This window comes from Pseudomonas sp. BN102, assembly GCF_029871245.1.
Lineage (GTDB): Bacteria > Pseudomonadota > Gammaproteobacteria > Pseudomonadales > Pseudomonadaceae > Metapseudomonas.
This window is the reverse complement of sequence record NZ_SSON01000038.1, coordinates 35,385-61,345: the sequence shown is the minus strand read 5'-3', so window position 1 is coordinate 61,345 and position 25,961 is coordinate 35,385. Positions and strand designations below refer to the sequence as shown.

Genomic DNA, 25,961 nt, shown 5'->3' with positions numbered 1-25,961 from the left:
TCCTTCCATAACAAGAACGAGGAGTCTGCAATGCCCCTGTCCCCTTCCGCCGTCGCCCTGCTTGGCCTGTTCGCCTGGAGCTTGCTGCTGGTGTTCCTGCTGGTAAACCAGCGTGGCCTGCTGGTCCTGACCGGGCAGATGAAGGTCAACGCCTTCGCCGCCGACGGCAGCAACACCCCCAGCATTTTCGGCCAACGCCTGGTGCGCGCCCATGCCAACTGCCTGGAGAATCTGCCACTGCAGGCGGCGTTGCTGCTCTACGCCATGGCAGCCGGGCAGACCGCGATCACCGACCCGCTGGCCGGCCTGCTGCTCGGGGCGCGGCTGTTCCAGACCTGCATGCACCTGATCAGCACCAGCGCCCTGTTCGTCTGGCTGCGGTTTGCCGGGTTCTTCGTGCAGCTGGCGATCCTGGCCTGGTGGCTGGTGAAGCTGGCGGGTATCTAAGAGCCAGGCCTGCGGCCTGTTTCGCGAATGGATCCGCTCCCGCAGAAGCGTTTTGCGCATTTTCCACGCAATAAAAAAGGGAGCCCCATACCGCGGGCCCCCTTCGGGAAATTCGTCCTGTGCTGGCAATTGTGTCGCCGCTTTCGTCGCCTGCCTGATTGGGCAGTGCGGACCCGGGGGCCTGCTCGATCCGGTGGGATCGGCGGCGCCGACGCACCTGATTGGGCGGGTCGGGTGGACTTGCTGTCCGGGCCGTGAAACTGAGAGAAATATTAAGGTTTGGCGCGCGACGAATGATTGCGAATATTGCTCACCAAAAGGCCACTTGCACAATTAATAACTAAAGGAGCAACATTTATCGCAATCAAACAAAAGCCTGGCAGCTGCAATGGAAAAACTCGATCGCTATGACCTGAAGATCCTCGCCGAACTGCAGCACGATGCGCGCATCTCCAATCAGGAGCTGGCCGAACGCATCGGCCTGTCGCCGTCTCCCTGTTCGAGGCGGGTCAAGCAGCTGGAAGACGACGGCTACATCCTTCGCCAGGTGGCCCTGCTGGACCGCAAGAAACTCGGCCTCAGCCTCACCGCCTACGTGCTGATCGGCATGGACCGGCACACGCCTGAGCGCTTCGAACATTTCCAGGAAGTGATCCGTCAATGCCCCGAGGTGCTGGAGTGCAGCCTGGTCACCGGCATGGAAGCGGACTACCAGCTCAAGGTCGTGGTGCCGGACATGGACCATTACCAGCAGTTCCTGCTCGGCCAGTTGACCCGCATCGAAGGGGTGACCAGTGTGCGCTCGAGCTTCGTGCTCAACCAGGTGCTGAGCAGCACTGAGCTACCCCTGGCCCACCTGCGCAGCTGAATGGCCCTCGCGCGGCGGGCAGCTTGGCGTATAATCGCCGCGCTTTGCTGTACCCCCCGCGCGGCCCCGCCCCATAAGAGCCTTCCGGCTCGCAGAATCACAAGCGCACCGCCCGCCTGACGCCTGGCCTTTCGGCCGTGCCGGTGCAGCCTGTATTCAGCCCTCGAGGTATGCGATGAGCCCGGAAAAATTCGAAGAGTTGATGATGACGGCGATGATCGCCGTCCTGATAGCGTTCATGGCCTTCATCGTCTGGGACCTGGCGAAGAAATCCAAGGCCGGCCGTTTCGGCACCATGATCCTCTTCCTCGCCCTGGGCCTGGGCGTGCTCGGCTTCGTGATCAAGACCCTGGTCATTGGCAGCCTCGAAGGCATGTAGGAACCCGTTTCTGATCTGCTGCGCGTCGGCGATACCGCGTTAGAAACAGCTTTTTGGGCGCTGCCGGCTCAAAGCTTGGCGGGGACTTCCCGGTACTCGCCCAGCCCCAGCCCGTCGAGGCTCCAGGGGCCGATCCGCACCCGCACCAGGCGCAAGGTGGGCAGCCCCACAGCGGCGGTCATGCGCCTGACCTGGCGGTTGCGCCCTTCGCGGATCACCAGTTCCAGCCAGGCAGTGGGCACGCTCTTGCGAAAGCGCACCGGCGGGTTGCGTTCCCAGAGTTGCGGCTCATCCAGCAACCGCGCCTCGGCCGGCAGGGTCGGACCGTCGTTGAGCTCGACGCCATCGCGCAGCCGCTGCAGTTGCTCTTCACTGGGCTCGCCTTCCACCTGCACCCAATAGGTCTTCGCCAGCTTGTGCTTCGGGTCGGCGATGCGCGCCTGCAGGCGGCCGTCATTGGTCAGCAGCAGCAGACCCTCGCTGTCACGATCCAGGCGCCCGGCGGGGTAGATGCCGGGTATGGGAATGTAGTCCTTGAGGGTCGCGCGCCCGTCGCCGTCGCTGAACTGGGTCAGCACGTCGAAGGGCTTGTTGAACAGCACCAGGCGCGGTTCGGCCGGCGCAGCCTTGGCCACGCGCCGCGGCGCACCTGGACCAGAGCCGGGGCGGCGGGAAGCGGGACGGACGGGACGAGTTGGGCGCGACATGCCTGGAAACGGGTTGGCGGTCTGGGAACGGGAGAGGCATGCTAGGTTGACTGCCTTTCCGCCGCAAGAGAGAACGCCATGCCGCGTGCCCTGCGCCCCACCTGGCTGATCAGCCTGATGACCCTCGCCGGATGTTTCAGGGCGCCCTACCGGGGCCCGCAGTCGGACAACTTCGACGGCCGCCGCTTCCGCAACCTCGAACCCAAGCCCCACAAGGGCACGCGTGCACTGCTGCGCTGGCAGTTCAGCCGCGAGAAGCAGGCGCCCTGGATTGACCAGCCGGGTCCGGCGATTCCGCCCGAGGTCGCGCAACGGGTCGAGGGTGACGAGCTGCGGGTCACCTATATCAACCACGCCACCCTGCTGATCCAGCACCGCGGCTTGAACATCCTTACCGACCCGGTCTGGTCGCAGCGGGTCAGCCCCTTCAGCTTCGTCGGCCCCAGGCGCCACCATCCGCCGGGGCTTGGCCTCGACCAGCTGCCGCCGATCGACCTGATCCTGGTCAGCCACAACCACTACGACCACCTCGACCTGGAAAGCCTGCGCGCACTGGTGGAGCGCTTTCCGCTGGCCTCAGTGGTTTCCGGGCTGGGCAATGGCCCGCTGATCCGCGAATCCGGCTTCAGCAGGATCGTCGAACTGGACTGGTGGCAGGAGCTGCCACTGGCGGGCGGCCTGACCCTGCATTCGGTACCGGTGCAGCACTGGTCGGCGCGGACCCGCGACGACACCAACGAGACCCTGTGGATGGGCTTCGTGATCGAATCGCCGGACGGCCCGCTGCTGTTTCCCGGCGATACGGGGCTGGGGCCGGAATTCCGCCTGATCCGCGAACGCTTCGGCCCAATGCGCTTCGCCGCCCTGCCCATTGGCGCCTACGCGCCGCGCTGGTTCATGCGCGACAACCACATGAACCCGGACGATGCGGTGCAGGCCCACAAGCAGCTGGAGTCCAGCCGCAGCCTGGCGATCCACTTCGGTACCTTCCAGCTCTCCGACGAAGGCCAGTTCGGCCCGCCCCGGGACCTGGCCAAGGCCCTCGCCGACTGGCAGGTGGATGCGGATGACTTCCGCGTGCCGACGCCGGGGTATCAGTGGTTGATCCCGCCACTGGCGGCCCAGGAATAGGAAGGGCCGCTTTGCGGCCCTTTCGCGAATGAATTCGCTCCCACAATGGGAGCGGCCTATCCCTCGATCAACGGAACGGCGGCTCGTCGAAGCTACGCAGCTTGCGTGAGTGCAGGGCGTTTAGCTGGTTGCGCAGCAGTTCCAGGGCGGCGATGCCGATGCGCAGGTGCTGGCTGACGGCGCGCTGGTAGAAGGCACTGGCCGAGCCGGGCAACTTGATCTCGCTGTGCAGCGGCTTGTCGGACACGCACAGCAGAGTGCCGTAGGGCACCCGCAGGCGATAGCCCTGGGCCGCCACCGTGCCGCTTTCCATATCCACCGCCACCGCCCGCGACAAGTTGATCAGCGGGCGTTCCTGGGCCCAGCGCAGTTCCCAGTTGCGATCGTCGTAGGTCAGCACGGTGCCGGTCCGCAGCCGGCGCTTGAGGTCTTCGCCGCGTTCACCAGTGACCTGCGCGGCGGCCTCCTGTAGCGCCTGCTGCACTTCAGCCAGGGCCGGCAGCGGGATGTGCGGGGGCAGCACCCGGTCGAGGATGCCGTCGCGGCGCATGTAGGCGTGGGCCAGCACGTAGTCGCCGATGGTCTGCGACTGCCGTAGGCCGCCGCAGTGGCCGATCATCAGCCAGCAGTGTGGACGCAGCACGGCCAGGTGGTCGGTGATGTTCTTCGCATTGGACGGGCCGACGCCGATATTGACCAGGGTGACGCCATGGCCATCGGCCGCGATCAGGTGATAGGCCGGCATCTGATAGCTGTGCCAGACCACGCCGTCGATGATGGCCTGCATCTCCCCTTCGTCCATGCCGCGGCTCACTATCACATTGCCCGGCAACACCATGCGCACGAAACGCGGGTCGTCACGCAACTGGTCGAGGCCGTGGCGGATGAACTGGTCGACGTAGCGGTGGTAGTTGGTCAGCAGTATCCAGGGCTGCACATGGCGCCAGTCGCTGCCGGTGTAATGCACCAGGCGGCGCAGGGAAAAATCCACGCGTGCGGCGTCGAACAGGGCCAGGGGCAGCGGGTCGGCGCCCTCCCATTCGTAGAGGCCATCGGCCACGCCATCGGTGGCGGCGGACAGGTCGGTGCTGGGGAAGACCCGCGCCAGTTCGGCAGCGGTCACCCCGGATCCGGCCAGCTCTTCGCCATGCTCGACGACATAAGGGTAGGGAATGTTCTGCGGGCTGATACCCACTTCCACCTGCACGGTGAAGTCGTGCATCAGCGGACGCAATTGCTCCAGCAGGTAGGTCCGGAAAGCGTCGGGGTGGGTGACGGTGACACTGTAGTTGCCCGGCACCTGGATCTTGGCGTAGGCGCGGGTGGTGGACGGCACCTCGCCCTGGCAACGGTAGGTGATGCGCAGCAGCGGGTAGCGGAACAGCGCGCGCTGTTCGGCATCCGGCTCGATGCGTTCCTTGATATAGCGCTTTAGCGCCAGGCTGAGGGCACCGGTGGCCTGCTTGTGCAGTTCGGCGAGTCGATCGACGGCTTCCTCAGCGGTTTCAGCAATCACAAAATCAGTCGGTTCGAGGCTCACGAGCGGCATCCTGTCTGTTCGCACTATTGCCTATCTTGCCTGCTTGGGCAGGCAAAGGCATAGAACGAATCGGCAGGATGCCGGGCCGCTCGCGCGCCCCTCCACAAGGCAGGGGTGGCGCGAGCGGTCGCGATCAGACCAGGTGCGGGGTTGAGCGGGCCACCAGCGCTTCTACATCGGCGCCGCGCGGCAGGGTGCCGTAGACCCGGCCATGGCCGCCCAGGCGGCTGTCGATGAAGGCGTCGGAGACAGTGGCATTGCCGGCCTCCAGCAGCAGCTTGGCCTGCAGCGCCACAGCCACGTCTTCGGTGAGCTGGCGGGCACGGAACTGGATGTCGGCGGTGTCGGCGAAGCCCTTCTTCAGATTGCCGATGAAGGCCGCCAGACGCACATCGCCATGGCCATCGCCCAGTTCGGTGAAGAGCGCATCGAGGACGCCGGGTTCCTTGGACAACGCGCGCAGCACGTCCAGGCACTGCACGTTGCCCGAGCCTTCCCAGGTGGAGTTGACCGGGGCTTCGCGGTACAGCCGCGGCAGGATGGTGTCCTCCACATAGCCGGCGCCGCCCAGGCATTCGGCGGCCTCGTTGATCATCGCGGGGGCGCGCTTGCAGATCCAGTACTTGCCCACGGCGGTGACCAGACGCGCAAACTTGTCCTCCTGCTCATCGTGGCCATTGTCCAGGGCGCGGCCCATGCGCATGGTCAGGGCCAGCGCGGCCTCGCTCTCCAGCGCCAGGTCGGCCAGCACGTTCTGCATCAGTGGCTGCTCGGCCAGTACCCGTCCGCCGACCTTGCGGTGGGCGCAGTGGTGGGCGGCCTGGGTCAGGGCCTGACGCATCAGGGCGCTGGAGCCGATCATGCAATCGAAGCGGGTCAGGGACACCATTTCGATGATGGTCGGCACGCCACGGCCTGCTTCGCCCACCATCCAGGCCAGGGCGCCGCGGTACTCCACCTCGCTGGAGGCGTTGGACCAGTTGCCCAGCTTGTTCTTCAGCCGCTGGATGTAGAACTGGTTGCGCGTGCCGTCCGGGCGGTGGCGTGGCAGCAGGAAGCAGGACAGGCCCTTGTCGGTGTAAGCCAGGGTGAGGAAGGCGTCGCACATGGGCGCCGAGCAGAACCACTTGTGGCCCACCAGTTCATAGGCCTGCCCCGGCCCGGGGATGCCGACCGGATGGGCGCGGGTGGTGTTGGCGCGCACGTCGGTGCCACCCTGCTTCTCGGTCATGGCCATGCCGATGGTGACCCCGGTCTTCTGCTCCATCGGCAGATTGCGCGGGTCGTATTCGGTGGAGAGGATCTTCGGCAGCCAATTCTCGGCGATCTCCGGCTGCAGGCGCAGGGCCGGCACGCTGGCGAAGGTCATGGTCAGCGGGCAACCCGTGCCGGCCTCGGCCTGGCTGTGCAGGTAGCTCATGCCGGCGCGGGCCACCTGGGCGCCGGCGCGAGGATCGGTCCAGGGCATGGAAGGGATGCCGTGCGCGATCGCGGCGGCCATCAGTTCGTGGTAGGCCGGATGGAACTCCACCAGGTCGATGCGGTGGCCATAACGGTCGTGGCTCTTGAATACCGGTTTGTTCTCGTTGGCGAGGAATCCCGCCGCCATCAGCGGGCCGCCGGCCAGGGCGCCATAGCTGTCCAGGCGCTGCTCGGCCCAGCTGCCGTGGAAGCGGCGCACCCACTCCTGCAGCGGCAGGTCGACGCGGTAGAGGTTGGCGCCATCCAGTGGCGGCACCTGGTTGAAGACTTCATGGGTTTCAGCGAACTCGTGCAGGCTCATCGCAGGTCTCCCGGGCAGATTGGCTGGCGCCCAGGGCGCGCAGACAGAAGGTAACGAGATTGGCGCAGACGTCTTCGAGAGCGTCCGGCGCATGACTGGCCTCGCGTGCTGCGCGGGCCGGGGGCGACAGCGGTCCGACCAGGGATTCGGCGATGGCGCCGACCAGGCAGGCCGCGGTCAGGGGTACGGAAGGCACCTGGAACTCGCCGCTGTTCCTTCCCTCCTCCAGCAGATGGGAGAACAGCTCGGCATAGGCCTCGCGGTAAAGCAGGCGCTGTTCGTCGACTTCGGGGTCCACCGGCTCGGCGATCAGCGCGAAGGCCAGTCGCCGGCTGTGCCAGGCGCGCGCGGCGAACTGGCGCAGGCCGCGTGCCAGGCGCTCGGCAGCTGAGCCGCTGCCGCGCAGCACCCGCGCCAGGCTGTCGACTTCCAGCTGGCTGGCGCGGGCGAAGACTTCCGCAGCCAGCTCACCCTTGCTGCCGAAATGGCGATACAGGCTGCCGGTGGCGATACCGGCGTCTTCGGCCAGGGCCTGCATTGTCAGCGCCGCGAAGCCCCCTTCCACCACCCGCGCATGGGCGCAGGCCAGGATGCGGCTGCGCAGTTCCTGGTCACGGTCGATTCGGGAAGCGGTGGTGCGATAGGCCATGGTCTGAATCCTGGTTCACTTCTTTCAGTGAATCAGCATTCAGACCTTGCAGAAAGAGGGATAAATGCCGCGAACGGGGGCATAAGCGCCGCGGCTGGCTGGAGCTTGTGGGGATGAATTCATTCGCCAGGCAGGCCGACGGCCTGCCAATCAGCTCAACCCAACGACTTCAAGCTTTCTTCCGGCTTGCACAGCAGCCAGTCGTGGAGCAGCGAACGCAGCTCCTCGAACTTCACCGGCTTGGCCATGTAGTCGCTCATTCCCGCCGCCAGGCAGCGTTCGCGATCGCCGCTGTGGCTGTGGGCGGTGATGGCCAATACCGGCAGATCGACGCAGCCGGGCATCGCACGCAGGGCACGGCAGGTAGCGAAGCCGTCCATCACCGGCATCTGGCAATCCAGCAGCACAGCGTCGATGGGCTCGCGGCGAATCTGCTCGAGGGCTTCAGCGCCGTTGTCGGCAGTGCAGACGCGATAGCCGAGTTTGAGCAGCATGCCGCGGGTCACCAGTTGGTTGATGGCGTTGTCCTCCACCACCAGCACCGTGCACTCTTCCGGCCGACGCAGGGCCTGGCCGCCGGAACGACGCACCGGTACCGGGGGTATCTGAGCCGGCAGTACCAGGGACAGGTCGAGGCTGAAGGTGCTGCCGCGCCCCGGCTGGGACTGGTGCGAGAGCTTGCCGCCGAGCAGCTCCACCAATTGCTGGCTGAGCGCCAGGCCGATGCCGAGACCGCCATATTCGCGGGTCATGGAACCGTCGAGCTGGAAGAAGCGGCGATAGAGCAGGCCATCGGCCGGCGTGGCGAAGCCGATCCCGGTGTCCGTCACCTCGATGCACAGCGCCAGTCTGCCGCCGACCGGCTCCTGGCCGCTGACCTTGAGCCCGACGCGGCCCTGGTAGGTGAACTTGATGGCATTGTCCAACAGGTAGCCCAGGGCCTGGGCCAACTTGCCGGCGTCGCCTTCGAGGGTGTCCGGGAGCTTATGATCGAGGTCCAGGTCGAAGGTCAGGCCCTTCTCCGCGGCCCGCGCGGCGTACTGGACCCGCTGGCTGTCCATCAGGCCGCGCAGGCTGAACGGCTCGCGCCGCGGATAGAGCTTGCCGGCCTGCAGCTCGGTCATGGCGAGGATGTCGTTGACCAGGCGCATCATGTCCCGCGCCGAGCCGGCGGCAGTGCGCTGGTACTGCTCCATCTCGTCGTCCAGAGGCAGGGTCTGCATCAGTTCGAGGGAACCGATCACACCGTTCATCGGGGTACGCAGCTCGTGGGTGACGGTGGCGAGGAACTCGTCCTTGAGGCGGTTGCTGTTGGCCAGTTCCTGGTTGAGGGCTTCCAGCTTGCGGCCAGCGTCCAGGAGGATGCGCGCACGCTCTTCCTTCATGGCATTGATGCGGTCGGCCAGGGCCAGGGACAGCAGGCCCACTTCCAGCGCCGAGCCAATCTGGCTGGCATACATGGTGAAGAAACCATTGGGCAGATAACCCAGCACCATCAGGGTATTGATGGCGCCGCCGAGGAGGAAGGCGCTCCAGGCGATGATGAAGTAGCGCGCCACGCGCATGCCGCGCAGCCAGGCGAGCACGCCGGCGGCGAAGATCACCACGGTGAAGATCAACGCCAGGGACGTGGCCAGGCGCAAGGCCAGGCCATAGCTGGCGGTCAGCGCCAGAATCATAGCCAGGGCGCCCAGGGCCATCAGGCCGAGCAACGACCTATCCATCCAGGGGCTGTGTTCGGCGGTGTGAAGGAAGCTGCGGGCGAACTGGCAACCGAACAGCGCCGCCGAGCCGATCAGGAAGGGGGTGGCGGCATTGGCCCACCAGGGGTTGTCCGGCCAGAAGTACTGGATGCCGGCGCCATTGACCGAAATCTGGTAGAGCCCGAACGAGGCGATATAGAGGATGTAGTAGAGGTAACTGGTGTCGCGGACGCTGATGAAGATGAACAAGTTGTAGATCAGCATCACCAGCAACACGCCGTAGATGATGCCGAGCACATAGATGCGCTCCGGCTGCGCCTCGACGAAGGCCCGCGGCGACCAGAGCGTCAGCGGCGCCTGGATCGAGCCTTCGCTCTGCAGGCGCAGATAGACCCGCTGCGGCTGGCTGGGCTGAAGGCCAAGGCTGAACAAATAATTGTTCTGTTTGATCTGCCGGCTGTCGAAGGGCAGCGCATCACCGGTGCGCTGGGCGAGCTGGTAGCCGCCCTGGCTATCCGGCAGGTAGAGATCGAGGTGGTCCAGCGGCGGGTAGGCCAGCTCCAGCAGCCAGATCTGCTGGCCGCCCTGGGTGCGGGGGCGGTACTCCAGATCGATGCGCAGCCAGAATACCGAGCGTGAATAGCCGGCGTTGAGCACCGGCTTCTCGTTGCGCCGGAAGCTGCCGTCCAGCGCCGGGGACGTGATGTCCTCGATGCTGGCATCGCCCCGGACATCCTCGAACACATCCATGTGCTGTCCCAGGGGGACATTGCGTGCCTGCTCGTCGAACTCCACGGCACCGGCCAGGCTCGCGAGCAGGCAAAAAAAAGCAAAAAGGAGGATCCGCATGCAGCCCCACAATGACCACAGGACCGCACCCCGGAGCCTCACCTCCTTATCCGGCGCGCCACCCAGGGCCAGGTTGTTCGAAATGCGACCACTCTAACACAGCGCAAGGCCGCTGGAAGCTGCACATTGCCAGCATGCAGGGGCCGCTCTATCTCGGGGCTCACAGCCAGAATTGCAGGGGCCGCCCCGCCCCGCCTGCGGCAAGGCGCCGCCGGTGCGGCTCGGCGGGGTGTTTAGTGGTAAGCTCGCCGACCATGAAAACGACCAACTCTCGCCCCGTAGTCCTCTGCCTTTCCGGCCACGACCCCAGTGGTGGCGCCGGCCTCCAGGCGGATATCGAAGCCCTGATCGCGCAAGGCTGCCACGCTGCCCCGGCCGTGACCGCCCTGACCGTGCAGGATACCGTCAACGTTTCCGACTTCCGCGTCCTCGACCGCGAATGGGTGCTCGCCCAGGCCCGCGCAGTGATCGCCGACCTGCCGGTGGCCGCCGTCAAGCTGGGCATGCTCGGCTCGGTGGAGATGGTCGAGACCGTGCTCGAGATCATGCAGTCCCTGCCCGGCGTACCGCTGGTCTGCGACCCGGTGCTGCGCGCCGGCGGTGGCGGTGCACTGGGTAAGGACGAGGTGGGCTACGCGATCCGCGAACGCCTGCTGCCCGTGGCCACCATCGCCACGCCGAACCTGCCGGAAGCACGCATCCTCGCCGAATTGCCGGAAGGCACCCCGGACGAATGCGCGGCAAAGCTCCTGCCCTTCTGCCGGAACCTGCTGATCACCGGCGGCCATGGCGACGAATCCGAAGTGCACAACCGTCTCTACACCCACGACGGCGAGTGCCACACCTTCACCTGCCAGCGCCTGCCCGGCAGCTACCATGGCTCGGGTTGCACCCTGGCCAGCGCACTGTCCGGCCGCCTCGCCCTGGGCGAGGAACTGTCCAGCGCGGTGCGCTCGGCCCTCGACTACACCTGGCGCACCCTGCGTGATGCCGAGCAACCGGGCCACGGCCAGTACGTGCCACGGCGCCTGCCACTGGATTTCTGCCAATGAAACTGCGCGGCCTCTACGCCATCACCGACAGCCAGTTGCTGGCCGGCGGCAAGCTGCTGCCCTATGTCGAAGCGGCCCTGAAGGGCGGCGCCCGGCTGCTGCAGTATCGCGACAAGTCCAGCGACGAAGCCCGCCGCCTGCGCGAAACCGAAGCCCTGGGCGAGCTCTGCACCCGCTACGGTGCCACCCTGATCATCAACGATGACGCCGAACTGGCCGCGCGCCTGGGCGTCGGCCTTCATTTGGGCCAGAGTGATGGTTCCCTCGCCGCGGCCCGCGCCCTGCTCGGCCGCCAGGCGATCATCGGCGGCACCTGCCATGCCAGCCTGGAGCTGGCCGCCAACGCCGTCAGCGAAGGCGCCAGCTACATCGCCTTCGGCCGCTTCTACAATTCCCAGACCAAGCCGGGCGCGCCCGCCGCCACCCTGGACCTGCTGGACCAGGCAAAGCAGCGCTTCCAGCTGCCGATCGTCGCCATCGGCGGCGTGACCCTGGACAACGCGCCCGAGCTGATCGCCCGCGGCGCCAGCATGGTGGCGGTGATCCACGCACTGTTCGGCGCCGCGTCGGCCGACGAAGTGGAACGCCGCGCCCGCGCCTTCAGCGCCCTGTTCGACGCCGCCTGACCCGAATTCCGCTTGTATAGAGAGACCTGCCCATGTCCCGTTCCGAAATCCTGTTCGCCAACGCACAGAAACACATCCCTGGCGGCGTCAACTCGCCGGTTCGCGCCTTCAAGAGCGTCGGCGGCACGCCGCTGTTCTTCAAGCACGCAGCTGGCGCCTATGTGACGGACGAGGATGACAAGCGCTATGTCGACTACGTGGGCTCCTGGGGCCCGATGATCCTTGGCCACAGCCACCCGGACGTACTGGACGCGGTGCGCAGGCAGCTCGAACACGGCCTGTCCTATGGCGCGCCCACCGCCCTTGAAGTGGAAATGGCGGACCTGGTCTGCTCCCTGGTGCCGTCGATGGACATGGTGCGGATGGTCAGCTCCGGCACCGAAGCCACCATGAGCGCCATCCGCCTGGCCCGTGGCTACACCGGCCGCGACAGCATCATCAAGTTCGAAGGCTGCTACCACGGCCACTCCGACTCCCTGCTGGTGAAAGCCGGCTCCGGCGCGTTGACCCTGGGCGTACCCAGCTCCCCGGGCGTACCGGCGGCCTTCGCCAAGCACACCCTGACCCTGCCGTTCAACGATATCGAGGCGGTGGAGAAGACCCTGGCCGAGGCGGGCGATGAAGTGGCCTGCATCATCGTCGAGCCGGTGGCCGGCAACATGAACTGCGTGCCGCCGGCGCCCGGCTTCCTCGAAGGCCTGCGCAGCCTCTGCGACGAGCACGGCGTGGTGCTGATCTTCGACGAGGTGATGACCGGCTTCCGCGTCGCCCTCGGCGGCGCCCAGGCTTACTACGGCATCACCCCGGATCTTTCCACCTTCGGCAAGATCATCGGCGGCGGCATGCCGGTCGGCTGCTTTGGCGGCAAGCGCGAAATCATGTCGCACATCGCCCCGCTGGGCCCGGTCTACCAGGCCGGCACCCTGTCCGGTAACCCGCTGGCCATGGCCGCCGGCCTGACCACCCTGAAACTGATCAGCCGCCCAGGCTTCCACGCCGAACTGACCGACTACACCACCCGCATGCTCGACGGCCTGCAGCAGCGTGCCGATGCCGCCGGCATCCCGTTCGTCACCACCCAGGCGGGCGGCATGTTCGGCCTCTACTTCAGCGGCGCCGACGACATAGTCACCTTCCAGGACGTGATGGCCAGCGACGCGGAGCGCTTCAAGCGCTTCTTCCACCTGATGCTGGAAGGCGGTGTGTACCTGGCGCCGAGCGCTTACGAGGCGGGCTTCACCTCCATCGCCCACGGCGACGCGGAGCTCGCGCTCACCCTGGACGCGGCCGAACGCGCCTTCGCCAAGCTGAAACAGGCCTGAGCACCGCCACCTGCCTGGCCAGCGCCCCCTCGCGCTGCTCCAGGCGGGCAAGGGCTGACCGTTGGCACCGTGCCGAACGCAAACAAGGTAAAGGCTTTGTAAGATCACCTCGGCTTATTTCATAATGTGACGGTCGGCGCGTTTCTCGCCGGCCGGGCATGATGCCCGCACTGCTTCCGAGGCGCTGTGATTCCCATGAACCGCACCGGCCGCACCCTGACCCTGGGCTGCCTGTTGCTTCTCCTGCCACTGCTGGCCAATGCCGGCGGCAACTCCCTGCTGATCCCGGCCACCGGCCGCTGCAACCTGAACAGCCTGCCGGAAAACCTCTCCGAAGCCGTTGCCGCCTGCCAACAGGCCGCCAAGGGTGGCGATGCACAAGCCCAGTACGAACTCGGCGAGTTCTATTACGACGGCAAGCGCGCCCCGCGCGACCTGGCCCAGGCCCTGCAATGGTTCGAACAGGCTTCGCTGAAAGGCCACGCCCTGGCCCAGTTGCGTCTGGGCAACATGTTCTTCCGCGGCGAAGGGGTGCCGGCCAATAACGTGCAGGCCTACATCGTGTTGAAGATGGCTGCGGTGAACGGCTCGGACGAGGCGATGGATAGCGCCGACCTGGTCGCTGCGCAGATGCGCAGCGACGAGCTGGAAATCGCTACCCAGGTGCTGGGACAGATCTTCCGCAATTACCTGATGGAGCTGCAGGCCGCCGATGGCGGCTCGCCCTTCTCACCCCTGCCTTAGCAGGCGGCCTGAAGAAGCATCGGGCAATCAAAAAAACCTTCTCTTGCAGCCTGCTGCTTATTTCTCCGGCATCGGCACGGGGAAGGGCATCACGTTGCCGCCGCCCTTGGCTTCGCTGATCTTCGGCGTGCCCAGGCGTTCGACTTCGTCGATGCGGATGATCGAGTGCATTGGCAGGAAGCTGCGCACCACACCCTCGAACTGAGCCTTGAGCTTCTCCTCGCTCGGGTCCACCACCACCTGGGTGCGCTCGCCGAAGACGAATTCCTCCACTTCCAGGAAGCCCCACAGATCGCTCTGGTAGATCTGTTTGGCGTACATCTCGTACACCTGGCCCTGGTTGAGGAAAATCACCTTGTAGATCGGATCGGACTTGCTCATTGGATATGGGGCAACACGGAGAAACAAAGGGGCGCAAATCATAGCACAGCCACTAGGCAGCCAGCGCTAGGAAGGCCAGGACTCGGCGACTATAATGCGCGGTTCTTCGAACCACTCCGATTAAAGTGCATGGCCAAGAAGCTCTATATCGAAACCCACGGCTGCCAGATGAACGAGTACGACAGCTCGCGCATGGTCGACCTGCTCGGCGAGCACCAGGCGCTGGAGGTCACCGAACGTCCGGAAGAAGCCGACGTGATTCTGCTCAATACCTGCTCGATCCGCGAGAAGGCGCAGGAAAAGGTGTTTTCGCAACTTGGCCGTTGGCGCGAGCTGAAGCAGCAGAACCCGCAGCTGGTGATCGGCGTCGGCGGCTGCGTCGCCAGCCAGGAAGGCGCCGCCATCCGCGACCGAGCGCCCTATGTCGATGTGGTGTTCGGCCCGCAGACCCTGCACCGCCTGCCCGAGATGATCGACGCCGCCCGCGCCACCCGCAAACCCCAGGTGGACATCAGCTTCCCCGAGATCGAGAAGTTCGACCGCCTGCCCGAGCCGCGCGTCGACGGCCCCAGCGCCTTCGTCTCGGTGATGGAAGGCTGCAGCAAGTACTGCACCTTCTGCGTGGTGCCCTATACCCGCGGGGAGGAAGTCAGCCGCCCGTTCGACGACGTGTTGGCCGAGGTCATCCACCTCGCCGAGAACGGCGTACGCGAAGTGACCCTGCTGGGACAGAACGTCAACGGCTACCGCGGCCTCACCCATGACGGCCGCATCGCCGACTTCGCCGAACTGATCCGCGTCGTCGCAGCTGTCGATGGTATCGACCGCATCCGCTACACCACCTCGCACCCGCTGGAGTTCTCCGACGCGCTGATCCAGGCCCATGCCGAGGTTCCGGAGCTGGTGAAATTCGTCCACCTACCGGTACAGGCGGGCTCCGACCGCATCCTCGCGGCCATGAAGCGCAACCACACGGCCCTGGAATACAAGTCTCGCATCCGCAAGCTGAAGGCCGCTGTACCGGACATCTGCATCAGCTCGGACTTCATCGTCGGTTTCCCCGGCGAGACCGACAAGGACTTCGAGCAGACCATGAAACTGGTGGAAGACGTCGGCTTCGACTTCTCCTTCTCCTTCGTCTACAGCTCGCGCCCCGGAACCCCGGCGGCCGACCTGGTGGACGACACCCCGGAAGAAGTGAAGAAGCAGCGCCTGCAGATTCTCCAGGGGCGCATCCACCAGCAGGGCTTCGAGATCAGCCGACGAATGGTCGGCAGCATCCAGCGCATCCTCGTCAGTGACTTCTCCAAGAAGGACCCGGGCATGCTCCAGGGCCGCACCGAGAACAACCGCATCGTCAACTTCTGCAGCGCCAACCCACGCCTGATCGGCCAGTTCGTCGACGTGCGCATTGATGACGCCCTGCCCCACTCCCTGCGCGGCAGCCTGCTGGAAGACATTCCGCACTGACAGCCATCCGGGGTCCGTGCTTTTCCAGGCGGGCCCTCGGGGTTATTCTTCATCTCATCCCATTCCCACCGCCCAAGGGCGAACACACGACATTGAACGCCTCCCTGGATCTGCACCGCTTCACCCTGGAACCCTTTGAAGCTCGCCGCTTCGCCAACCTGTGCGGGCAATTCGACGAGCATCTGCGCCTGATCGAACAGCGCATGGACATCGAAATCCGCAACCGCGGCAACCAGTTCGAACTGGTCGGCGACCCGCAACTCACCCACGCCACGGAAATCCTCCTGCGCCGCCTGTACCGCGAGACCGAGGCCAGCGAGCTGTCGCCCGACCTGGTGCACCTCTTCCTGCGCGAGACCGGCATGGAAGAAGTGGCCAATCCCAAGATCGAAGCGGTGACCCTGCGCACACGCAAGGGCAACATCCGCCCGCGCGGCGCCAACCAGCAGCGCTACGTCAAAGCCATCCTCGACCACGACATCAACTTCGGCATCGGCCCGGCCGGCACCGGCAAGACCTACCTGGCCGTGGCCTGCGCGGTGGACGCCCTGGAGCGCGAACAGGTGCGCCGCATCCTGTTGGTGCGTCCGGCGGTCGAAGCCGGCGAGAAGCTTGGCTTCCTTCCCGGCGACCTCTCGCAGAAGATCGACCCCTACCTGCGCCCGCTCTACGACGCGCTCTACGAGATGCTCGGCTTCGAGCAGGTGGCCAAGCTGATCGAAAAACAGGTCATCGAAGTCGCGCCGCTGGCCTACATGCGCGGCCGCACCCTTAACAACAGCTTCATCATTCTCGACGAGAGTCAGAACACCACCCTCGAGCAGATGAAGATGTTCCTGACCCGAATCGGTTTCGGCTCCACGGCCGTGATCACTGGCGACATCACCCAGATCGACCTGCCGCGCGGCACCCGCTCCGGCCTGACCCACGTGATCGACGTGCTGCGCGACGTACCGGGCATCAGCTTCACTCACTTCAAGTCCCAGGACGTGGTGCGCCACCCTCTGGTGCAGCGCATCGTGGAAGCCTACGACCGCTTCGAAAGCCGCCAGCAGGCGGCCAAGGCCAAACCGGCCGACAATGACCCGGGCGCGATAAACGACAATGCTTGAACTCGACCTGCAACTCGCCAGCACGGCCCTGGGCCTGCCGAGCGAAGCGGACTTCCGTCGCTGGTGCGAACTGGCCCTGCGCCAGCGCAGCGCTGACTCCGAACTGACCATCCGCCTGGTGGATGAGCCCGAAGGCCGCGAACTGAACCACACCTGGCGGCACAAGGACTACGCTACCAACGTGCTTTCCTTCCCCGCCGATGTGCCAGACGAGCTGCTGGATATCCCGCTGCTCGGCGACCTGGTGATCTGCGCGCCGGTGGTGGCGCGGGAAGCCGCCGAACAAGGCAAGCCCGTGGAGGCGCACTGGGCGCACCTGGTGATCCATGGTTGCCTGCACCTGCTCGGCTACGACCACATCGAGGATGAGGAAGCCGAGGAAATGGAAGCACTGGAACGGGAATTGCTGGCCGAACTTGGCCACCCCGACCCTTACCAAGATCACGAAGACCAATAAGAAGCACCGAGCAAAGGACATATGAGCGAAGATCGATCGAGCAACGGGCACAGGTCCTGGCTGGAAAAGCTGACCCAGGCCTTTGCCCATGAGCCGAAAAGCCGCCAGGAGCTCCTTGAGCTACTGCGCGAAGCCCACCAGAACAAACTGCTCGACAGCGAAGCGCTGTCGATCGTCGAAGGCGCCATCCAGGTCGCCGACCTGCAAGTTCGCGACATCATGGTCCCGCGCTCGCAGATGATCAGCATCAAGGCCAACCAGACGCCGAGGGAGTTTCTTCCGGCGATCATCGACGCCGCCCACTCGCGCTACCCGGTCATCGGCGAAAGCATCGACGACGTCATGGGCATCCTCCTCGCCAAGGACCTGCTGCCGCTGATCCTCCAGGAGAACGGCCACTCCTTCAACATCAAGGATCTGCTGCGCCCGGCCACCTTCGTCCCTGAGTCCAAGCGCCTCAACGTGCTGCTGCGCGAATTCCGCGCCAACCACAACCACATGGCCATCGTCATCGACGAATACGGCGGCGTGGCCGGCCTGGTGACCATCGAGGACGTGCTGGAGCAGATAGTCGGCGATATCGAGGACGAGCACGACGTCGAGGAAGACAGCTACATCAAGCCGCTGCCCAGCGGCGACTTCATCGTCAAGGCCCTGACCCCGGTGGACACCTTCAACGAATTCTTCGAGACCGAATTCTCCGAAGACGAGTTCGATACCGTCGGCGGCCTGGTCATGGGCGCCTTCGGCCACCTGCCCAAGCGTAACGAGACCACCGAGATAGGCGAGTTCCGCTTCCGCGTGCTCAACGCCGACAGCCGCCGCATCCACCTGCTGCGCCTCTCCCCGCTTTCCCGCTGAAACACAGTGCCCCTCCACAACGGAGGGGCGCCCGTGGATAATCGCGCCCCGGACCGGCATCACTGGTCCGCCCCGCACTCTCTTCCAGCTCCCCATCCGCCCAAGGACCGAGCATGAACTGGATCACCCGCCCCGGCTGGCCGGGCAACCTGCTGGCCCTGGCCGCCGGCGCCCTGACGCCCCTGGCCTTCGCCCCCTTCGATTTCTGGCCCCTGGAACTGCTGTCCCTGGCCCTCTTCTACCTGGGGCTGCGTGACCTGGCGCCCAAGGCCGCCTTCTGGCGCGGCTGGTGCTACGGCTTCGGCCTGTTCAGCGCCGGGACCAGCTGGATCTACGTCAGCATCCACGACTACGGCGCCGCCTCGGTGCCCCTGGCGAGCTTCCTCACCATCGGCTTCAGTGCCGGCGTCGCCCTCTTCTTCGCCCTCCCCGCGCTGGTCTGGGCCCGCTGGCTACGCCGCAGCGAAGCTGCCCTGGCCGACACCCTGGCCTTCGCGGCCCTCTGGCTGGCCCAGGAAGCCTTCCGCGGCTGGTTCCTCACCGGCTTTCCCTGGCTCTATGCCGGCTACAGCCAACTGGATGCTCCGCTGGCCGGGCTGGCGCCCGTGGGCGGCGTCTGGTTGGTGTCCTTCGCCATGGCGCTGACCGCCGCCCTGCTGGTGAACCTGGCCCGGCTGCGCAGCCGCCCGGCCTTCCTCGCTACGGGCGTCGCCCTGCTGATCGTCCCCTGGGTGGTCGGCCTGGCACTCAAGGGCCATGCCTGGACCCAAGCTGCCGGCGCTCCGCTGAAGGTGGCGGCCATGCAGGGCAATATCGAACAGAACCTGAAATGGGACCCGGATCAGCTCAATGCCCAGCTGGCGCTCTACCGCGACATGACCTTCAGCGCCCGGACGGCGGACCTGATCGTCTGGCCGGAAACCGCTGTTCCGGTGCTCAAGGAGCTCGTCGAGGGCTACCTCGGCGTGATGGGACGCTTCGCCAATGAGCGCGAGTCTGCACTCATCACCGGTGTGCCGATCCGCCAGGTCAACGAGCATGGCGAGAAGCGCTATTACAACGGCATCACCGTGCTCGGCCACGGCGAAGGCACCTACCTCAAGCAGAAGCTGGTGCCTTTTGGCGAATACGTGCCGTTGCAGGACGTGCTGCGCGGGCTGATCGCCTTCTTCGACCTGCCCATGTCCGACTTCGCCCGTGGCGGTTCGGAGCAGCCGCCGTTGCTGGCCAAGGGTTACCGCATCGCCCCGTACATCTGCTACGAAGTGGTCTACCCGGAGTTCGCCGCCGATCTGGCCGCCAATAGCGACATCCTGCTGACGGTGAGCAACGACACCTGGTTCGGCACCTCCATCGGCCCGCTGCAGCACCTGCAAATGGCCCAGATGCGCGCCCTGGAGGCCGGCCGCTGGATGATCCGCGCCACCAACAACGGCGTCACCGTGCTGATCGACCCCTTCGGCCAGATCACCGAAGGCATCCCGCAGTTCCAGCAAGGGGTGCTCTACGGAGAAGTCCTGCCGATGCAAGGCCTGACGCCCTACCTGCAGTGGCGCGCCTGGCCGCTGGTGATCCTCTGTGGCCTGCTGTTCGCCTGGGCCCTGCTGGCAAGCCGGATCGCCAAGACGGTTTGACCGGGAGCAAGTTCTTCCCCTGTCGGGGCGAACTCATTCGCCAAGGGCCGCGCAGCGGCCCCATCAAATTCCACGGGCAAGCCTTCGGCTTGCTTAGCGAATGAATTCGCCCCCACGAAGAGCTACCGCCTGGCAGTTCAGTCGTAAGCCAGCGGATAAGCGATCAGCCCCACAGCCTCGTTCAGCAGCATCCCGCTCTGCCATACCGCCTTGCTCTCCGGCAGCCAGCCCCCCAGAGGCCGGCCATTGGGCACGCCGAGATAGCCCACGGGCGCCGCCGCCACCTCGAACCCGGCGCGCTCGAAGCTCCAGCGCGCCCGTGGCATATGCGCGGCCTGGGTGACCAGCAGCACGCGGCGGATGCCCTGCGGCAGCAGTATCCCTGCAGTGAACTCGGCATTCTCCCAGGTGGTGCGGCTTTTCCCTTCCTGCCAGCGCACGTCCAGGCCGTAATCACGCTTGAGGGTGTCGGCCATGATCAGCGCCTCGCTGGGCGGCTCGCCAAAATGCAGGCCACCACTGGTCAGCAACGGCAGGCCACTCGCGCGGGCCAGGCGCGCCGCGTAGCGCAGGCGCTCCAAAGCCATGGCGGACGGCTGGTCGCCACCCCAGGCCGGGTCGTCGCGCTCGCGGCCACCGCCGAGTACGACTATCGCATCCACCCGTTCGGCCAGCCGCGGCCACTCGGCCTCGGCCAGGGGCGGTTCGGTTTCGAGCGACCGGGCCGACCACTCCACCACCACCGGCAGGCTCATCAGCCAGAGGCCGCCCAGGCCGGTGACGAAGCAGGCCAGGGACAACCTGGGCATGCGTCGTCGCAGCCACCAGGCGAGCAGGAGCAGCAGCAGGAAGCCACCGGGCGGCAGCAGCAATTGCTTGAGGATGTAGCGGATCGGCATGGGCACCTCCAGAGGTGCCCGGGAGCCTAGCGGGGATTGGACGTGCGGAAAAGTTGCGAACCGCAGGACATGCAGGCCTGCACGCCCTGGCCGCGACACCAGACGGCCGGAGTACCGCACATGGCGCAGCAGAGCTGCTGGCGGCGCTTGAACAGGGGTTTGGGTTTCAACACAGCGGCCGAGCCACGTTCCAGCCTGGCGGAGCGCCTGGGAAATTCCTCGATGGCCGCCAGCTCCTCGGCGGCGGCGTGCCAGCCCCGGAGCCAGCGCATGTCGCGATCAAGATAGGCGCGAATCAGTTCCATCTCGGCGGGCGTCAGTCCCTTGAGTTCCAATTCGAGCGGTTCCTCGTCGCGCAAGCGAACCGCCGTCTCCGCTTCATCCAGCGCCAGGGCCAACCGGTGCAACAACCGCTCGTAAAGCCCGTTCCCTGAATCCGTCCGCCGCAACTCACCCATCCGGCACCTCATACTACGTAAACGCTTGCCTTGCTTATGAAAAGCTTAGCGTTCGGTGCCCCGCTGCAAGGTGCCTGCGACCAACGGCGCCGAGATTGCCGACGGACGCCCGCCCGTGCAATCAAGGTTTCCCCAGTCCGGCAGGGGTCATGTATGCTACGGCGCTTGAATTTCCATTTCCGCACGGGCCCGGGCGCCGCGGCGACAGCCAGCGCAACCGCCCCGGCGAACTCCATCCTTCAGCGCCAGTAGCCATGCACGAACAGTATCAGCCCCGCGAAATCGAAGCCGCCGCGCAAGCCCACTGGGACGCGCACAAATCCTTTGAAGTGAGTGAGCAGCCCGGCAAGGACACTTTCTATTGCCTGTCGATGTTCCCCTACCCGAGCGGCAAGCTGCACATGGGGCACGTGCGCAACTACACCATCGGCGACGTGATCGCCCGCTACCAGCGCATGCAGGGCAAGAACGTGCTGCAGCCCATGGGCTGGGACGCCTTCGGCATGCCGGCGGAAAACGCCGCGATGAAGAACAACGTCGCGCCCGCCAAGTGGACCTACGAGAACATCGCCTACATGAAGGCCCAGCTGAACAGCCTGGGCCTGGCCATCGACTGGTCGCGCGAAGTCACTACCTGCAAGCCCGACTACTACCGCTGGGAACAGTGGCTGTTCACCAAACTGTTCGAGAAGGGCGTGATCTACCGCAAGAACGGTACCGTCAACTGGGACCCGGCAGACCAGACGGTCCTCGCCAACGAGCAGGTAATCGACGGCCGTGGCTGGCGCTCCGGCGCGCTGGTAGAGAAGCGCGAGATTCCGATGTACTACTTCAAGATCACCGCCTACGCGGATGAACTCTTGAGCAGCCTCGACGACCTGGACGGCTGGCCCGAACAGGTCAAGACCATGCAGCGCAACTGGATCGGCAAGTCCCGCGGCATGGAAGTCGCCTTCCCCTTCGACCAGGCGAGCATCGACCAGGCCGGTGAGCTGAAAGTTTTCACCACCCGTCCGGACACCCTGCTGGGCGCCACCTATGTGGCCGTCGCCGCCGAGCACCCGCTGGCCAGCCTGGCAGTGCAGAAGCTGCCGGCCGACAAGGCCGCCGAACTGCAGGCCTTCATCGACGAATGCAAGCGCGGCGGCGTCGCCGAAGCTGACATCGCCACCCAGGAGAAGAAGGGCCTGCCCACGCCGCTCTTCGTCGAGCACCCGCTGACCGGCGACAAGCTGCCGGTCTGGGTCGCCAACTACGTGCTGATGAACTACGGCGAAGGCGCCGTGATGGCCGTACCGGCCCACGACGAGCGCGACTTTGCCTTCGCCCACAAGTACGACCTGCCGATCAAGCCGGTGATCCGCACCGCCGCCGGCGACGAAACCCCGGCCCCCTGGCAGGACGCCTATAGCGAACACGGCCAGTTGATCAACTCCGGCGAGTTCGACGGCCTGGACTACCAGGGCGCCTTCGACGCCATCGAAGTGGCCCTGCAGAAGAAAGGCCTCGGCCAGGCCCGCACCCAGTTCCGCCTGCGCGACTGGGGGATCAGCCGTCAGCGCTACTGGGGCTGCCCGATCCCGATCATCCACTGCCCGAGCTGTGGCGACGTACCGGTGCCGGAAGACCAACTGCCGGTCGTGCTGCCGGAGGACGTGGTGCCGGACGGCGCCGGCAGCCCGCTGGCGAAGATGCCCAAGTTCTACGAGTGCACCTGCCCGAAATGCGGCACTGCGGCCAAGCGCGAAACCGACACCATGGACACCTTCGTCGAGAGCTCCTGGTACTTCGCCCGCTACGCCTCGCCGACCTACGACAAGGGCATGGTCGACCCGGCCGCGGCCAACCACTGGCTGCCAGTTGACCAGTACATCGGCGGCATCGAGCACGCCATCCTGCACCTGCTCTACGCGCGCTTCTTCCACAAGCTGATGCGTGACGAAGGCCTGGTCAGCTCCGACGAGCCGTTCAAGAACCTGCTCACCCAGGGCATGGTCGTGGCCGAAACCTACTACCGCGTCGCAGCCAATGGCGGCAAGGACTGGTTCAACCCGGCCGACGTCGAGGTCGAGCGTGATGCCAAGGCCAAGGTCATCGGCGCCAAACTGAAGACCGACGGCCTGCCGGTGGAGATCGGCGGCACCGAGAAGATGTCGAAGTCGAAGAACAACGGCGTCGACCCGCAGGCGATGATCGACCAGTATGGCGCCGACACCTGCCGCCTGTTCATGATGTTCGCGTCGCCGCCGGACATGAGCCTGGAGTGGTCCGACTCCGGCGTCGAGGGTGCCAGCCGCTTCCTCCGCCGCGTCTGGCGCCTGGCCCAGGCCCATGTCGCTGCCGGCCTCCCGGCCGCCCTCGACCGCAGCGCCCTGAACGATGAGCAAAAGGCCGTGCACCGTGCCATCCACCTGGCCATCAGGCAGGCCAGCCAGGATATCGGCCAGTACCACAAGTTCAACACCGCCATCGCGGCCGTAATGACCCTGATGAACGTGCTGGAGAAGGCGCCGCAGGCCAATGCCGAAGACCGCGCGCTGATCCAGGAAGGCCTGGAGACCATCGCCCTGCTGCTGGCCCCCATCACCCCGCACATCAGCCACGTGCTGTGGCACGAACTCGGCCACGCCGACGCCATCATCGACGCCGTCTGGCCGACCGTGGACGAAGCCGCCCTGGTGCAGGACAGCCTGCAACTGGTGGTACAGGTCAACGGCAAGCTGCGCGGCCACATCGAAGTACCGGCCGATGCCAGCCGCGAAGCAGTGGAAGCCAGCGCCCGGGCCAACGAGAACGTGCTGCGCTTCACCGACGGTCTCACCATTCGCAAGGTCATCGTGGTGCCTGGCAAACTGGTCAACATAGTCGCCAACTGATCGAAGCCGGCGCCCTCCTGCGGGAGTGGCGCCGGACCGCTTGCAAGGGGAACGCAAAGACATGATGAAACGGAATCTGCTGGTCCTGGGCCTCACCGCGCTGCTGAGCGCCTGCGGCTTCCAGCTTCGCGGCACCGGCGACGCCGACTTCGCCCTCACCGAACTGGACCTTACCGCCCGTAACCAGTACGGCGCGACGGTAAAGGCCGTGCGCGCGGCGCTGGAAAATAACGACGTCAAGGTCCATGCCGGGGCGCCCTATACCCTGGTGCTGGCCCGCGAGGACGAGACTCAGCGTACCGCCTCCTACACCCAATCTTCCCGCAGCGCCGAGTACGAGCTGACCCACACGCTGCAATACGAGATTCGCGGCGCCAATGACCTGCTGCTGATGAACGACAAGCTGACTGTGCAGAAGACCTACGTTTTCGACAGCAACAACCTGATCGGCTCCGACCAGGAAGCGGACCAGCTGCGCCAGGAAATGCGCCAGGAGATGGTCCAGCAGATGGTCATGCGCCTGCACCTGGTCACCCCGGCCCAGCTGGACCAGCTGCAGCAGACCGCCGAAGCCAAGGCCAAGGCCGAAGCCGAAGCGCTGGAAGCCGCGCGCCAGGCCGAAAAGACCCAGCAACCGCAGCAGTCACCGCTGCAACTGCCCATCCAGTGAGCACAAGGGGCCGCACCAGCGGCCCCGATCATTTGCGCCTATGAAACTCAATCCCGCTCAACTGGGTAAACACCTGCAGGGCCAACTGGCACCGGTCTACGTGGTCAGCGGCGATGAACCGCTGCTCTGCCAGGAAGCCTGCGACGCCATCCGCACCAGCGTCCGTGCGCGGGATTTCAGCGAGCGCCAGGTATTCAACGCCGAAGCCAACTTCGACTGGGGCCTGCTGCTTGAAGCCGGCGCCAGCCTCTCACTGTTCGCCGAGAAGCGCCTGCTGGAAGTGCGCCTGCCCTCCGGCAAGCCGGGCGACAAAGGCGCCGCAGCGCTGCTGGAGTACCTGGCACGGCCTCCGGAAGACACCGTGCTGCTGCTGAGCCTGCCCAAACTCGACGGCAGCACGCAGAAAACCAAATGGGCCAAGGCCCTGATCGACGGGCCGGACGTCCAGTTCGTCCAGGTCTGGCCCGTCGAGGCGCACAACCTGCCCCAGTGGATTCGCCAGCGTCTGTCCCAGGCGGGACTCGCTGCCAACCAGGAAGCCGTAGACCTGATAGCCGCGCGGGTCGAAGGCAACCTGTTGGCGGCCGCCCAGGAGATCGAGAAGCTCAAGCTGCTCGCCGAGGGCGGCCAGGTGGATGCCGCCACCGTCCAGGCGGCGGTCGCCGACAGCGCGCGATTCGACGTCTTTGGCCTGATCGACGCCGCACTCAACGGCGAGCCCGCCCATACCCTGCGCACCCTGGAAGGGCTGCGCGGTGAAGGCGTCGAACCGCCGGTGGTCCTCTGGGCGCTGGCCCGCGAGTTGCGTCTGCTGGCCAGCCTGGCCCAGCAGTACAGCCAGGGCGTGCCCCTGGAAAAGGCCTTCGCCTCGGCCCGCCCGCCGGTCTGGGACAAGCGCCGGCCCCTGGTCAGTCGCGCCCTGCAACGCCACCCCGCATCGCGCTGGAACCAGTTGCTGCAGGACGCCCAGCGCATCGACGCGCAGATCAAAGGTCAGGCCGCGGGCGATCCATGGAACGGCCTCGCGCGCCTTGCCCTGCTGCTGGCCGGCCAGCGTCTGCCACTGGCCGCCGAATAGCTGGACATTTTCTGAGCAGGGGTCGATGATGCGCGCGCCCGCACTGCCGCGGGCGCCAATCGAGGACTGGCCATGGCCAAGAAACGCAAGACAGCGCCGAACCGCGCTAAATCCCTGGTAGCCCAACCTCTCTTCCGCTGCCGCCAGGAAAAGCCCCTGAAAGGCAAAGGAAGTTACCGCCGCGAAGCCTCCCACAATTGGGAGGCTTCGTCGCTTATAGCCGCCTGAAAAGGCCCGAACATGTTAAGGTCGCGGCTTGATTCTT

Annotated in this window: 25 protein-coding genes; 17 read left to right on the top strand and 8 right to left on the bottom strand. The window is 65.7% G+C overall.

Translation table 11 applies throughout. The features are described from left to right. The first annotated feature begins 30 nt into the window (after nucleotides 1–30). The 3 genes from E8F12_RS06690 to E8F12_RS06680 all read left to right on the top strand — a co-directional run bounded on the left by E8F12_RS06690 (nucleotide 31) and on the right by E8F12_RS06680 (nucleotide 1,694). Nucleotides 31–447, top strand: coding sequence for an MAPEG family protein (locus E8F12_RS06690; RefSeq protein WP_280324493.1), 417 nt, complete (start codon nucleotides 31–33; stop codon nucleotides 445–447). A gap of 388 nt (nucleotides 448–835) precedes the next feature. Continuing rightward, nucleotides 836–1,315 (top strand): Lrp/AsnC family transcriptional regulator, encoded by a 480-nt coding sequence (locus E8F12_RS06685; RefSeq protein WP_280324492.1) that lies wholly within the window; start codon nucleotides 836–838, stop codon nucleotides 1,313–1,315. Nucleotides 1,316–1,490: 175 nt separating this feature from the next. Continuing rightward, nucleotides 1,491–1,694 carry a DUF2788 domain-containing protein gene (locus E8F12_RS06680; RefSeq protein ID WP_280324491.1) on the top strand — a complete coding sequence of 68 codons (204 nt, stop codon included), beginning with the start codon at nucleotides 1,491–1,493 and terminating at the stop codon, nucleotides 1,692–1,694. A gap of 68 nt (nucleotides 1,695–1,762) precedes the next feature. Here E8F12_RS06680 and E8F12_RS06675 read toward each other — a convergent pair whose 3' ends face one another. Next, complete coding sequence (locus tag E8F12_RS06675) at nucleotides 1,763–2,329, bottom strand: pseudouridine synthase (protein ID WP_280324490.1); 567 nt, start codon at nucleotides 2,327–2,329, stop codon at nucleotides 1,763–1,765. A gap of 150 nt (nucleotides 2,330–2,479) precedes the next feature. Between E8F12_RS06675 and E8F12_RS06670 the strand changes: the two genes are divergently transcribed. Further along, nucleotides 2,480–3,532 (top strand): MBL fold metallo-hydrolase, encoded by a 1,053-nt coding sequence (locus tag E8F12_RS06670; protein WP_280324489.1) that lies wholly within the window; start codon nucleotides 2,480–2,482, stop codon nucleotides 3,530–3,532. A 67-nt stretch (nucleotides 3,533–3,599) separates the two neighbouring features. On the opposite strand, the gene amn is transcribed toward E8F12_RS06670, so the two are convergent. The 4 genes from amn to E8F12_RS06650 all read right to left on the bottom strand — a co-directional run bounded on the left by amn (nucleotide 3,600) and on the right by E8F12_RS06650 (nucleotide 10,056). Then, nucleotides 3,600–5,096 (bottom strand): AMP nucleosidase, encoded by a 1,497-nt coding sequence (gene amn / locus E8F12_RS06665; RefSeq protein WP_280324488.1) that lies wholly within the window; start codon nucleotides 5,094–5,096, stop codon nucleotides 3,600–3,602. A 109-nt stretch (nucleotides 5,097–5,205) separates the two neighbouring features. Then, nucleotides 5,206–6,855: an acyl-CoA dehydrogenase family protein gene (locus tag E8F12_RS06660; RefSeq protein ID WP_280324487.1), complete on the bottom strand. Its 1,650-nt coding sequence runs from the start codon at nucleotides 6,853–6,855 to the stop codon at nucleotides 5,206–5,208. Then, the gene (locus tag E8F12_RS06655; RefSeq protein ID WP_280324486.1) at nucleotides 6,833–7,504 is read right to left on the bottom strand and encodes a TetR/AcrR family transcriptional regulator; all 672 of its coding nucleotides are present in this window, start codon (nucleotides 7,502–7,504) and stop codon (nucleotides 6,833–6,835) included. Before E8F12_RS06655 ends, E8F12_RS06660 begins: the two co-directional genes overlap by 23 nt. A gap of 155 nt (nucleotides 7,505–7,659) precedes the next feature. Then, complete coding sequence (locus tag E8F12_RS06650) at nucleotides 7,660–10,056, bottom strand: hybrid sensor histidine kinase/response regulator (protein ID WP_280324485.1); 2,397 nt, start codon at nucleotides 10,054–10,056, stop codon at nucleotides 7,660–7,662. A 254-nt stretch (nucleotides 10,057–10,310) separates the two neighbouring features. On the opposite strand from E8F12_RS06650, the gene E8F12_RS06645 reads away from it, so the two are divergent. From E8F12_RS06645 to E8F12_RS06630, 4 genes are all read left to right on the top strand, one after another. Beyond that, the gene (locus E8F12_RS06645) at nucleotides 10,311–11,108 is read left to right on the top strand and encodes a hydroxymethylpyrimidine/phosphomethylpyrimidine kinase (RefSeq protein ID WP_280324484.1); all 798 of its coding nucleotides are present in this window, start codon (nucleotides 10,311–10,313) and stop codon (nucleotides 11,106–11,108) included. Further along, a complete protein-coding gene (thiE, locus tag E8F12_RS06640; RefSeq protein ID WP_280324483.1) occupies nucleotides 11,105–11,734 on the top strand; it encodes a thiamine phosphate synthase in 630 nt (209 codons plus the stop codon). Before E8F12_RS06645 ends, thiE begins: the two co-directional genes overlap by 4 nt. A 32-nt stretch (nucleotides 11,735–11,766) precedes the next feature. Next, the gene (hemL, locus tag E8F12_RS06635; protein WP_280324482.1) at nucleotides 11,767–13,056 is read left to right on the top strand and encodes a glutamate-1-semialdehyde 2,1-aminomutase; all 1,290 of its coding nucleotides are present in this window, start codon (nucleotides 11,767–11,769) and stop codon (nucleotides 13,054–13,056) included. Nucleotides 13,057–13,251: 195 nt separating this feature from the next. After that, nucleotides 13,252–13,800 (top strand): tetratricopeptide repeat protein, encoded by a 549-nt coding sequence (locus tag E8F12_RS06630; protein ID WP_280324481.1) that lies wholly within the window; start codon nucleotides 13,252–13,254, stop codon nucleotides 13,798–13,800. Nucleotides 13,801–13,857: 57 nt separating this feature from the next. Here E8F12_RS06630 and E8F12_RS06625 read toward each other — a convergent pair whose 3' ends face one another. Continuing rightward, a complete protein-coding gene (locus tag E8F12_RS06625) occupies nucleotides 13,858–14,181 on the bottom strand; it encodes a DUF1820 family protein (RefSeq protein WP_280324480.1) in 324 nt (107 codons plus the stop codon). Nucleotides 14,182–14,310: 129 nt separating this feature from the next. Here E8F12_RS06625 and miaB point away from each other — a divergent pair, with 129 nt between their 5' ends. The 5 genes from miaB (at nucleotide 14,311) to lnt (ending at nucleotide 19,715) form a co-directional block, all read left to right on the top strand. Then, nucleotides 14,311–15,651, top strand: a complete 1,341-nt coding sequence (gene miaB / locus E8F12_RS06620) for a tRNA (N6-isopentenyl adenosine(37)-C2)-methylthiotransferase MiaB (protein ID WP_280324479.1) — start codon at nucleotides 14,311–14,313, stop codon at nucleotides 15,649–15,651. A gap of 92 nt (nucleotides 15,652–15,743) precedes the next feature. Further along, nucleotides 15,744–16,763, top strand: a complete 1,020-nt coding sequence (locus E8F12_RS06615) for a PhoH family protein (RefSeq protein WP_280324478.1) — start codon at nucleotides 15,744–15,746, stop codon at nucleotides 16,761–16,763. Next, nucleotides 16,756–17,220, top strand: coding sequence for an rRNA maturation RNase YbeY (gene ybeY / locus E8F12_RS06610; protein WP_280324477.1), 465 nt, complete (start codon nucleotides 16,756–16,758; stop codon nucleotides 17,218–17,220). The genes E8F12_RS06615 and ybeY overlap by 8 nt, the downstream gene beginning before the upstream one ends. A 21-nt stretch (nucleotides 17,221–17,241) precedes the next feature. Further along, complete coding sequence (locus tag E8F12_RS06605) at nucleotides 17,242–18,081, top strand: HlyC/CorC family transporter (RefSeq protein ID WP_280324476.1); 840 nt, start codon at nucleotides 17,242–17,244, stop codon at nucleotides 18,079–18,081. Nucleotides 18,082–18,194: 113 nt separating this feature from the next. After that, complete coding sequence (gene lnt, locus E8F12_RS06600; RefSeq protein ID WP_280324475.1) at nucleotides 18,195–19,715, top strand: apolipoprotein N-acyltransferase; 1,521 nt, start codon at nucleotides 18,195–18,197, stop codon at nucleotides 19,713–19,715. Between the two features lie 137 nt (nucleotides 19,716–19,852). Here lnt and E8F12_RS06595 read toward each other — a convergent pair whose 3' ends face one another. Together E8F12_RS06595 and E8F12_RS06590 are read right to left on the bottom strand one after the other, a co-directional pair. Next, complete coding sequence (locus E8F12_RS06595) at nucleotides 19,853–20,614, bottom strand: YdcF family protein (RefSeq protein ID WP_280324474.1); 762 nt, start codon at nucleotides 20,612–20,614, stop codon at nucleotides 19,853–19,855. 26 nt (nucleotides 20,615–20,640) lie between these two features. Then, the gene (locus tag E8F12_RS06590) at nucleotides 20,641–21,072 is read right to left on the bottom strand and encodes a hypothetical protein (RefSeq protein ID WP_280324473.1); all 432 of its coding nucleotides are present in this window, start codon (nucleotides 21,070–21,072) and stop codon (nucleotides 20,641–20,643) included. Nucleotides 21,073–21,326: 254 nt separating this feature from the next. On the opposite strand from E8F12_RS06590, the gene leuS reads away from it, so the two are divergent. The 4 genes from leuS (at nucleotide 21,327) to arfA (ending at nucleotide 25,924) form a co-directional block, all read left to right on the top strand. Next, nucleotides 21,327–23,948 (top strand): leucine--tRNA ligase, encoded by a 2,622-nt coding sequence (gene leuS, locus E8F12_RS06585; protein ID WP_280324472.1) that lies wholly within the window; start codon nucleotides 21,327–21,329, stop codon nucleotides 23,946–23,948. A 61-nt stretch (nucleotides 23,949–24,009) separates the two neighbouring features. Beyond that, on the top strand, nucleotides 24,010–24,618 hold the full coding sequence (gene lptE, locus E8F12_RS06580) for an LPS assembly lipoprotein LptE (RefSeq protein ID WP_280324471.1): 609 nt from the start codon (nucleotides 24,010–24,012) through the stop codon (nucleotides 24,616–24,618). A 40-nt stretch (nucleotides 24,619–24,658) separates the two neighbouring features. Beyond that, nucleotides 24,659–25,696, top strand: coding sequence for a DNA polymerase III subunit delta (gene holA, locus E8F12_RS06575; RefSeq protein ID WP_280324470.1), 1,038 nt, complete (start codon nucleotides 24,659–24,661; stop codon nucleotides 25,694–25,696). 72 nt (nucleotides 25,697–25,768) lie between these two features. Beyond that, a complete protein-coding gene (gene arfA / locus E8F12_RS06570; RefSeq protein ID WP_280324469.1) occupies nucleotides 25,769–25,924 on the top strand; it encodes an alternative ribosome rescue factor ArfA in 156 nt (51 codons plus the stop codon). Nucleotides 25,925–25,961 lie beyond the last annotated feature (37 nt).

What these genes read in the sequence shown, in the direction of transcription:
- E8F12_RS06690 (WP_280324493.1), top strand. Translation starts at nt 31, where the DNA reads ATGCCCCTGTCCCCTTCCGCCGTCGCCCTGCTTGGCCTGTTCGCCTGG.
- E8F12_RS06685 (WP_280324492.1), top strand. Translation starts at nt 836, where the DNA reads ATGGAAAAACTCGATCGCTATGACCTGAAGATCCTCGCCGAACTGCAG.
- E8F12_RS06680 (WP_280324491.1), top strand. Translation starts at nt 1,491, where the DNA reads ATGAGCCCGGAAAAATTCGAAGAGTTGATGATGACGGCGATGATCGCC.
- E8F12_RS06670 (WP_280324489.1), top strand. Translation starts at nt 2,480, where the DNA reads ATGCCGCGTGCCCTGCGCCCCACCTGGCTGATCAGCCTGATGACCCTC.
- E8F12_RS06660 (WP_280324487.1), bottom strand. Translation starts at nt 6,855, where the DNA reads ATGAGCCTGCACGAGTTCGCTGAAACCCATGAAGTCTTCAACCAGGTG.
- E8F12_RS06655 (WP_280324486.1), bottom strand. Translation starts at nt 7,504, where the DNA reads ATGGCCTATCGCACCACCGCTTCCCGAATCGACCGTGACCAGGAACTG.
- E8F12_RS06650 (WP_280324485.1), bottom strand. Translation starts at nt 10,056, where the DNA reads ATGCGGATCCTCCTTTTTGCTTTTTTTTGCCTGCTCGCGAGCCTGGCC.
- E8F12_RS06645 (WP_280324484.1), top strand. Translation starts at nt 10,311, where the DNA reads ATGAAAACGACCAACTCTCGCCCCGTAGTCCTCTGCCTTTCCGGCCAC.
- thiE (WP_280324483.1), top strand. Translation starts at nt 11,105, where the DNA reads ATGAAACTGCGCGGCCTCTACGCCATCACCGACAGCCAGTTGCTGGCC.
- hemL (WP_280324482.1), top strand. Translation starts at nt 11,767, where the DNA reads ATGTCCCGTTCCGAAATCCTGTTCGCCAACGCACAGAAACACATCCCT.
- E8F12_RS06630 (WP_280324481.1), top strand. Translation starts at nt 13,252, where the DNA reads ATGAACCGCACCGGCCGCACCCTGACCCTGGGCTGCCTGTTGCTTCTC.
- E8F12_RS06625 (WP_280324480.1), bottom strand. Translation starts at nt 14,181, where the DNA reads ATGAGCAAGTCCGATCCGATCTACAAGGTGATTTTCCTCAACCAGGGC.
- miaB (WP_280324479.1), top strand. Translation starts at nt 14,311, where the DNA reads ATGGCCAAGAAGCTCTATATCGAAACCCACGGCTGCCAGATGAACGAG.
- ybeY (WP_280324477.1), top strand. Translation starts at nt 16,756, where the DNA reads ATGCTTGAACTCGACCTGCAACTCGCCAGCACGGCCCTGGGCCTGCCG.
- E8F12_RS06605 (WP_280324476.1), top strand. Translation starts at nt 17,242, where the DNA reads ATGAGCGAAGATCGATCGAGCAACGGGCACAGGTCCTGGCTGGAAAAG.
- lnt (WP_280324475.1), top strand. Translation starts at nt 18,195, where the DNA reads ATGAACTGGATCACCCGCCCCGGCTGGCCGGGCAACCTGCTGGCCCTG.
- E8F12_RS06595 (WP_280324474.1), bottom strand. Translation starts at nt 20,614, where the DNA reads ATGCCGATCCGCTACATCCTCAAGCAATTGCTGCTGCCGCCCGGTGGC.
- E8F12_RS06590 (WP_280324473.1), bottom strand. Translation starts at nt 21,072, where the DNA reads ATGGGTGAGTTGCGGCGGACGGATTCAGGGAACGGGCTTTACGAGCGG.
- leuS (WP_280324472.1), top strand. Translation starts at nt 21,327, where the DNA reads ATGCACGAACAGTATCAGCCCCGCGAAATCGAAGCCGCCGCGCAAGCC.
- lptE (WP_280324471.1), top strand. Translation starts at nt 24,010, where the DNA reads ATGATGAAACGGAATCTGCTGGTCCTGGGCCTCACCGCGCTGCTGAGC.
- holA (WP_280324470.1), top strand. Translation starts at nt 24,659, where the DNA reads ATGAAACTCAATCCCGCTCAACTGGGTAAACACCTGCAGGGCCAACTG.
- arfA (WP_280324469.1), top strand. Translation starts at nt 25,769, where the DNA reads ATGGCCAAGAAACGCAAGACAGCGCCGAACCGCGCTAAATCCCTGGTA.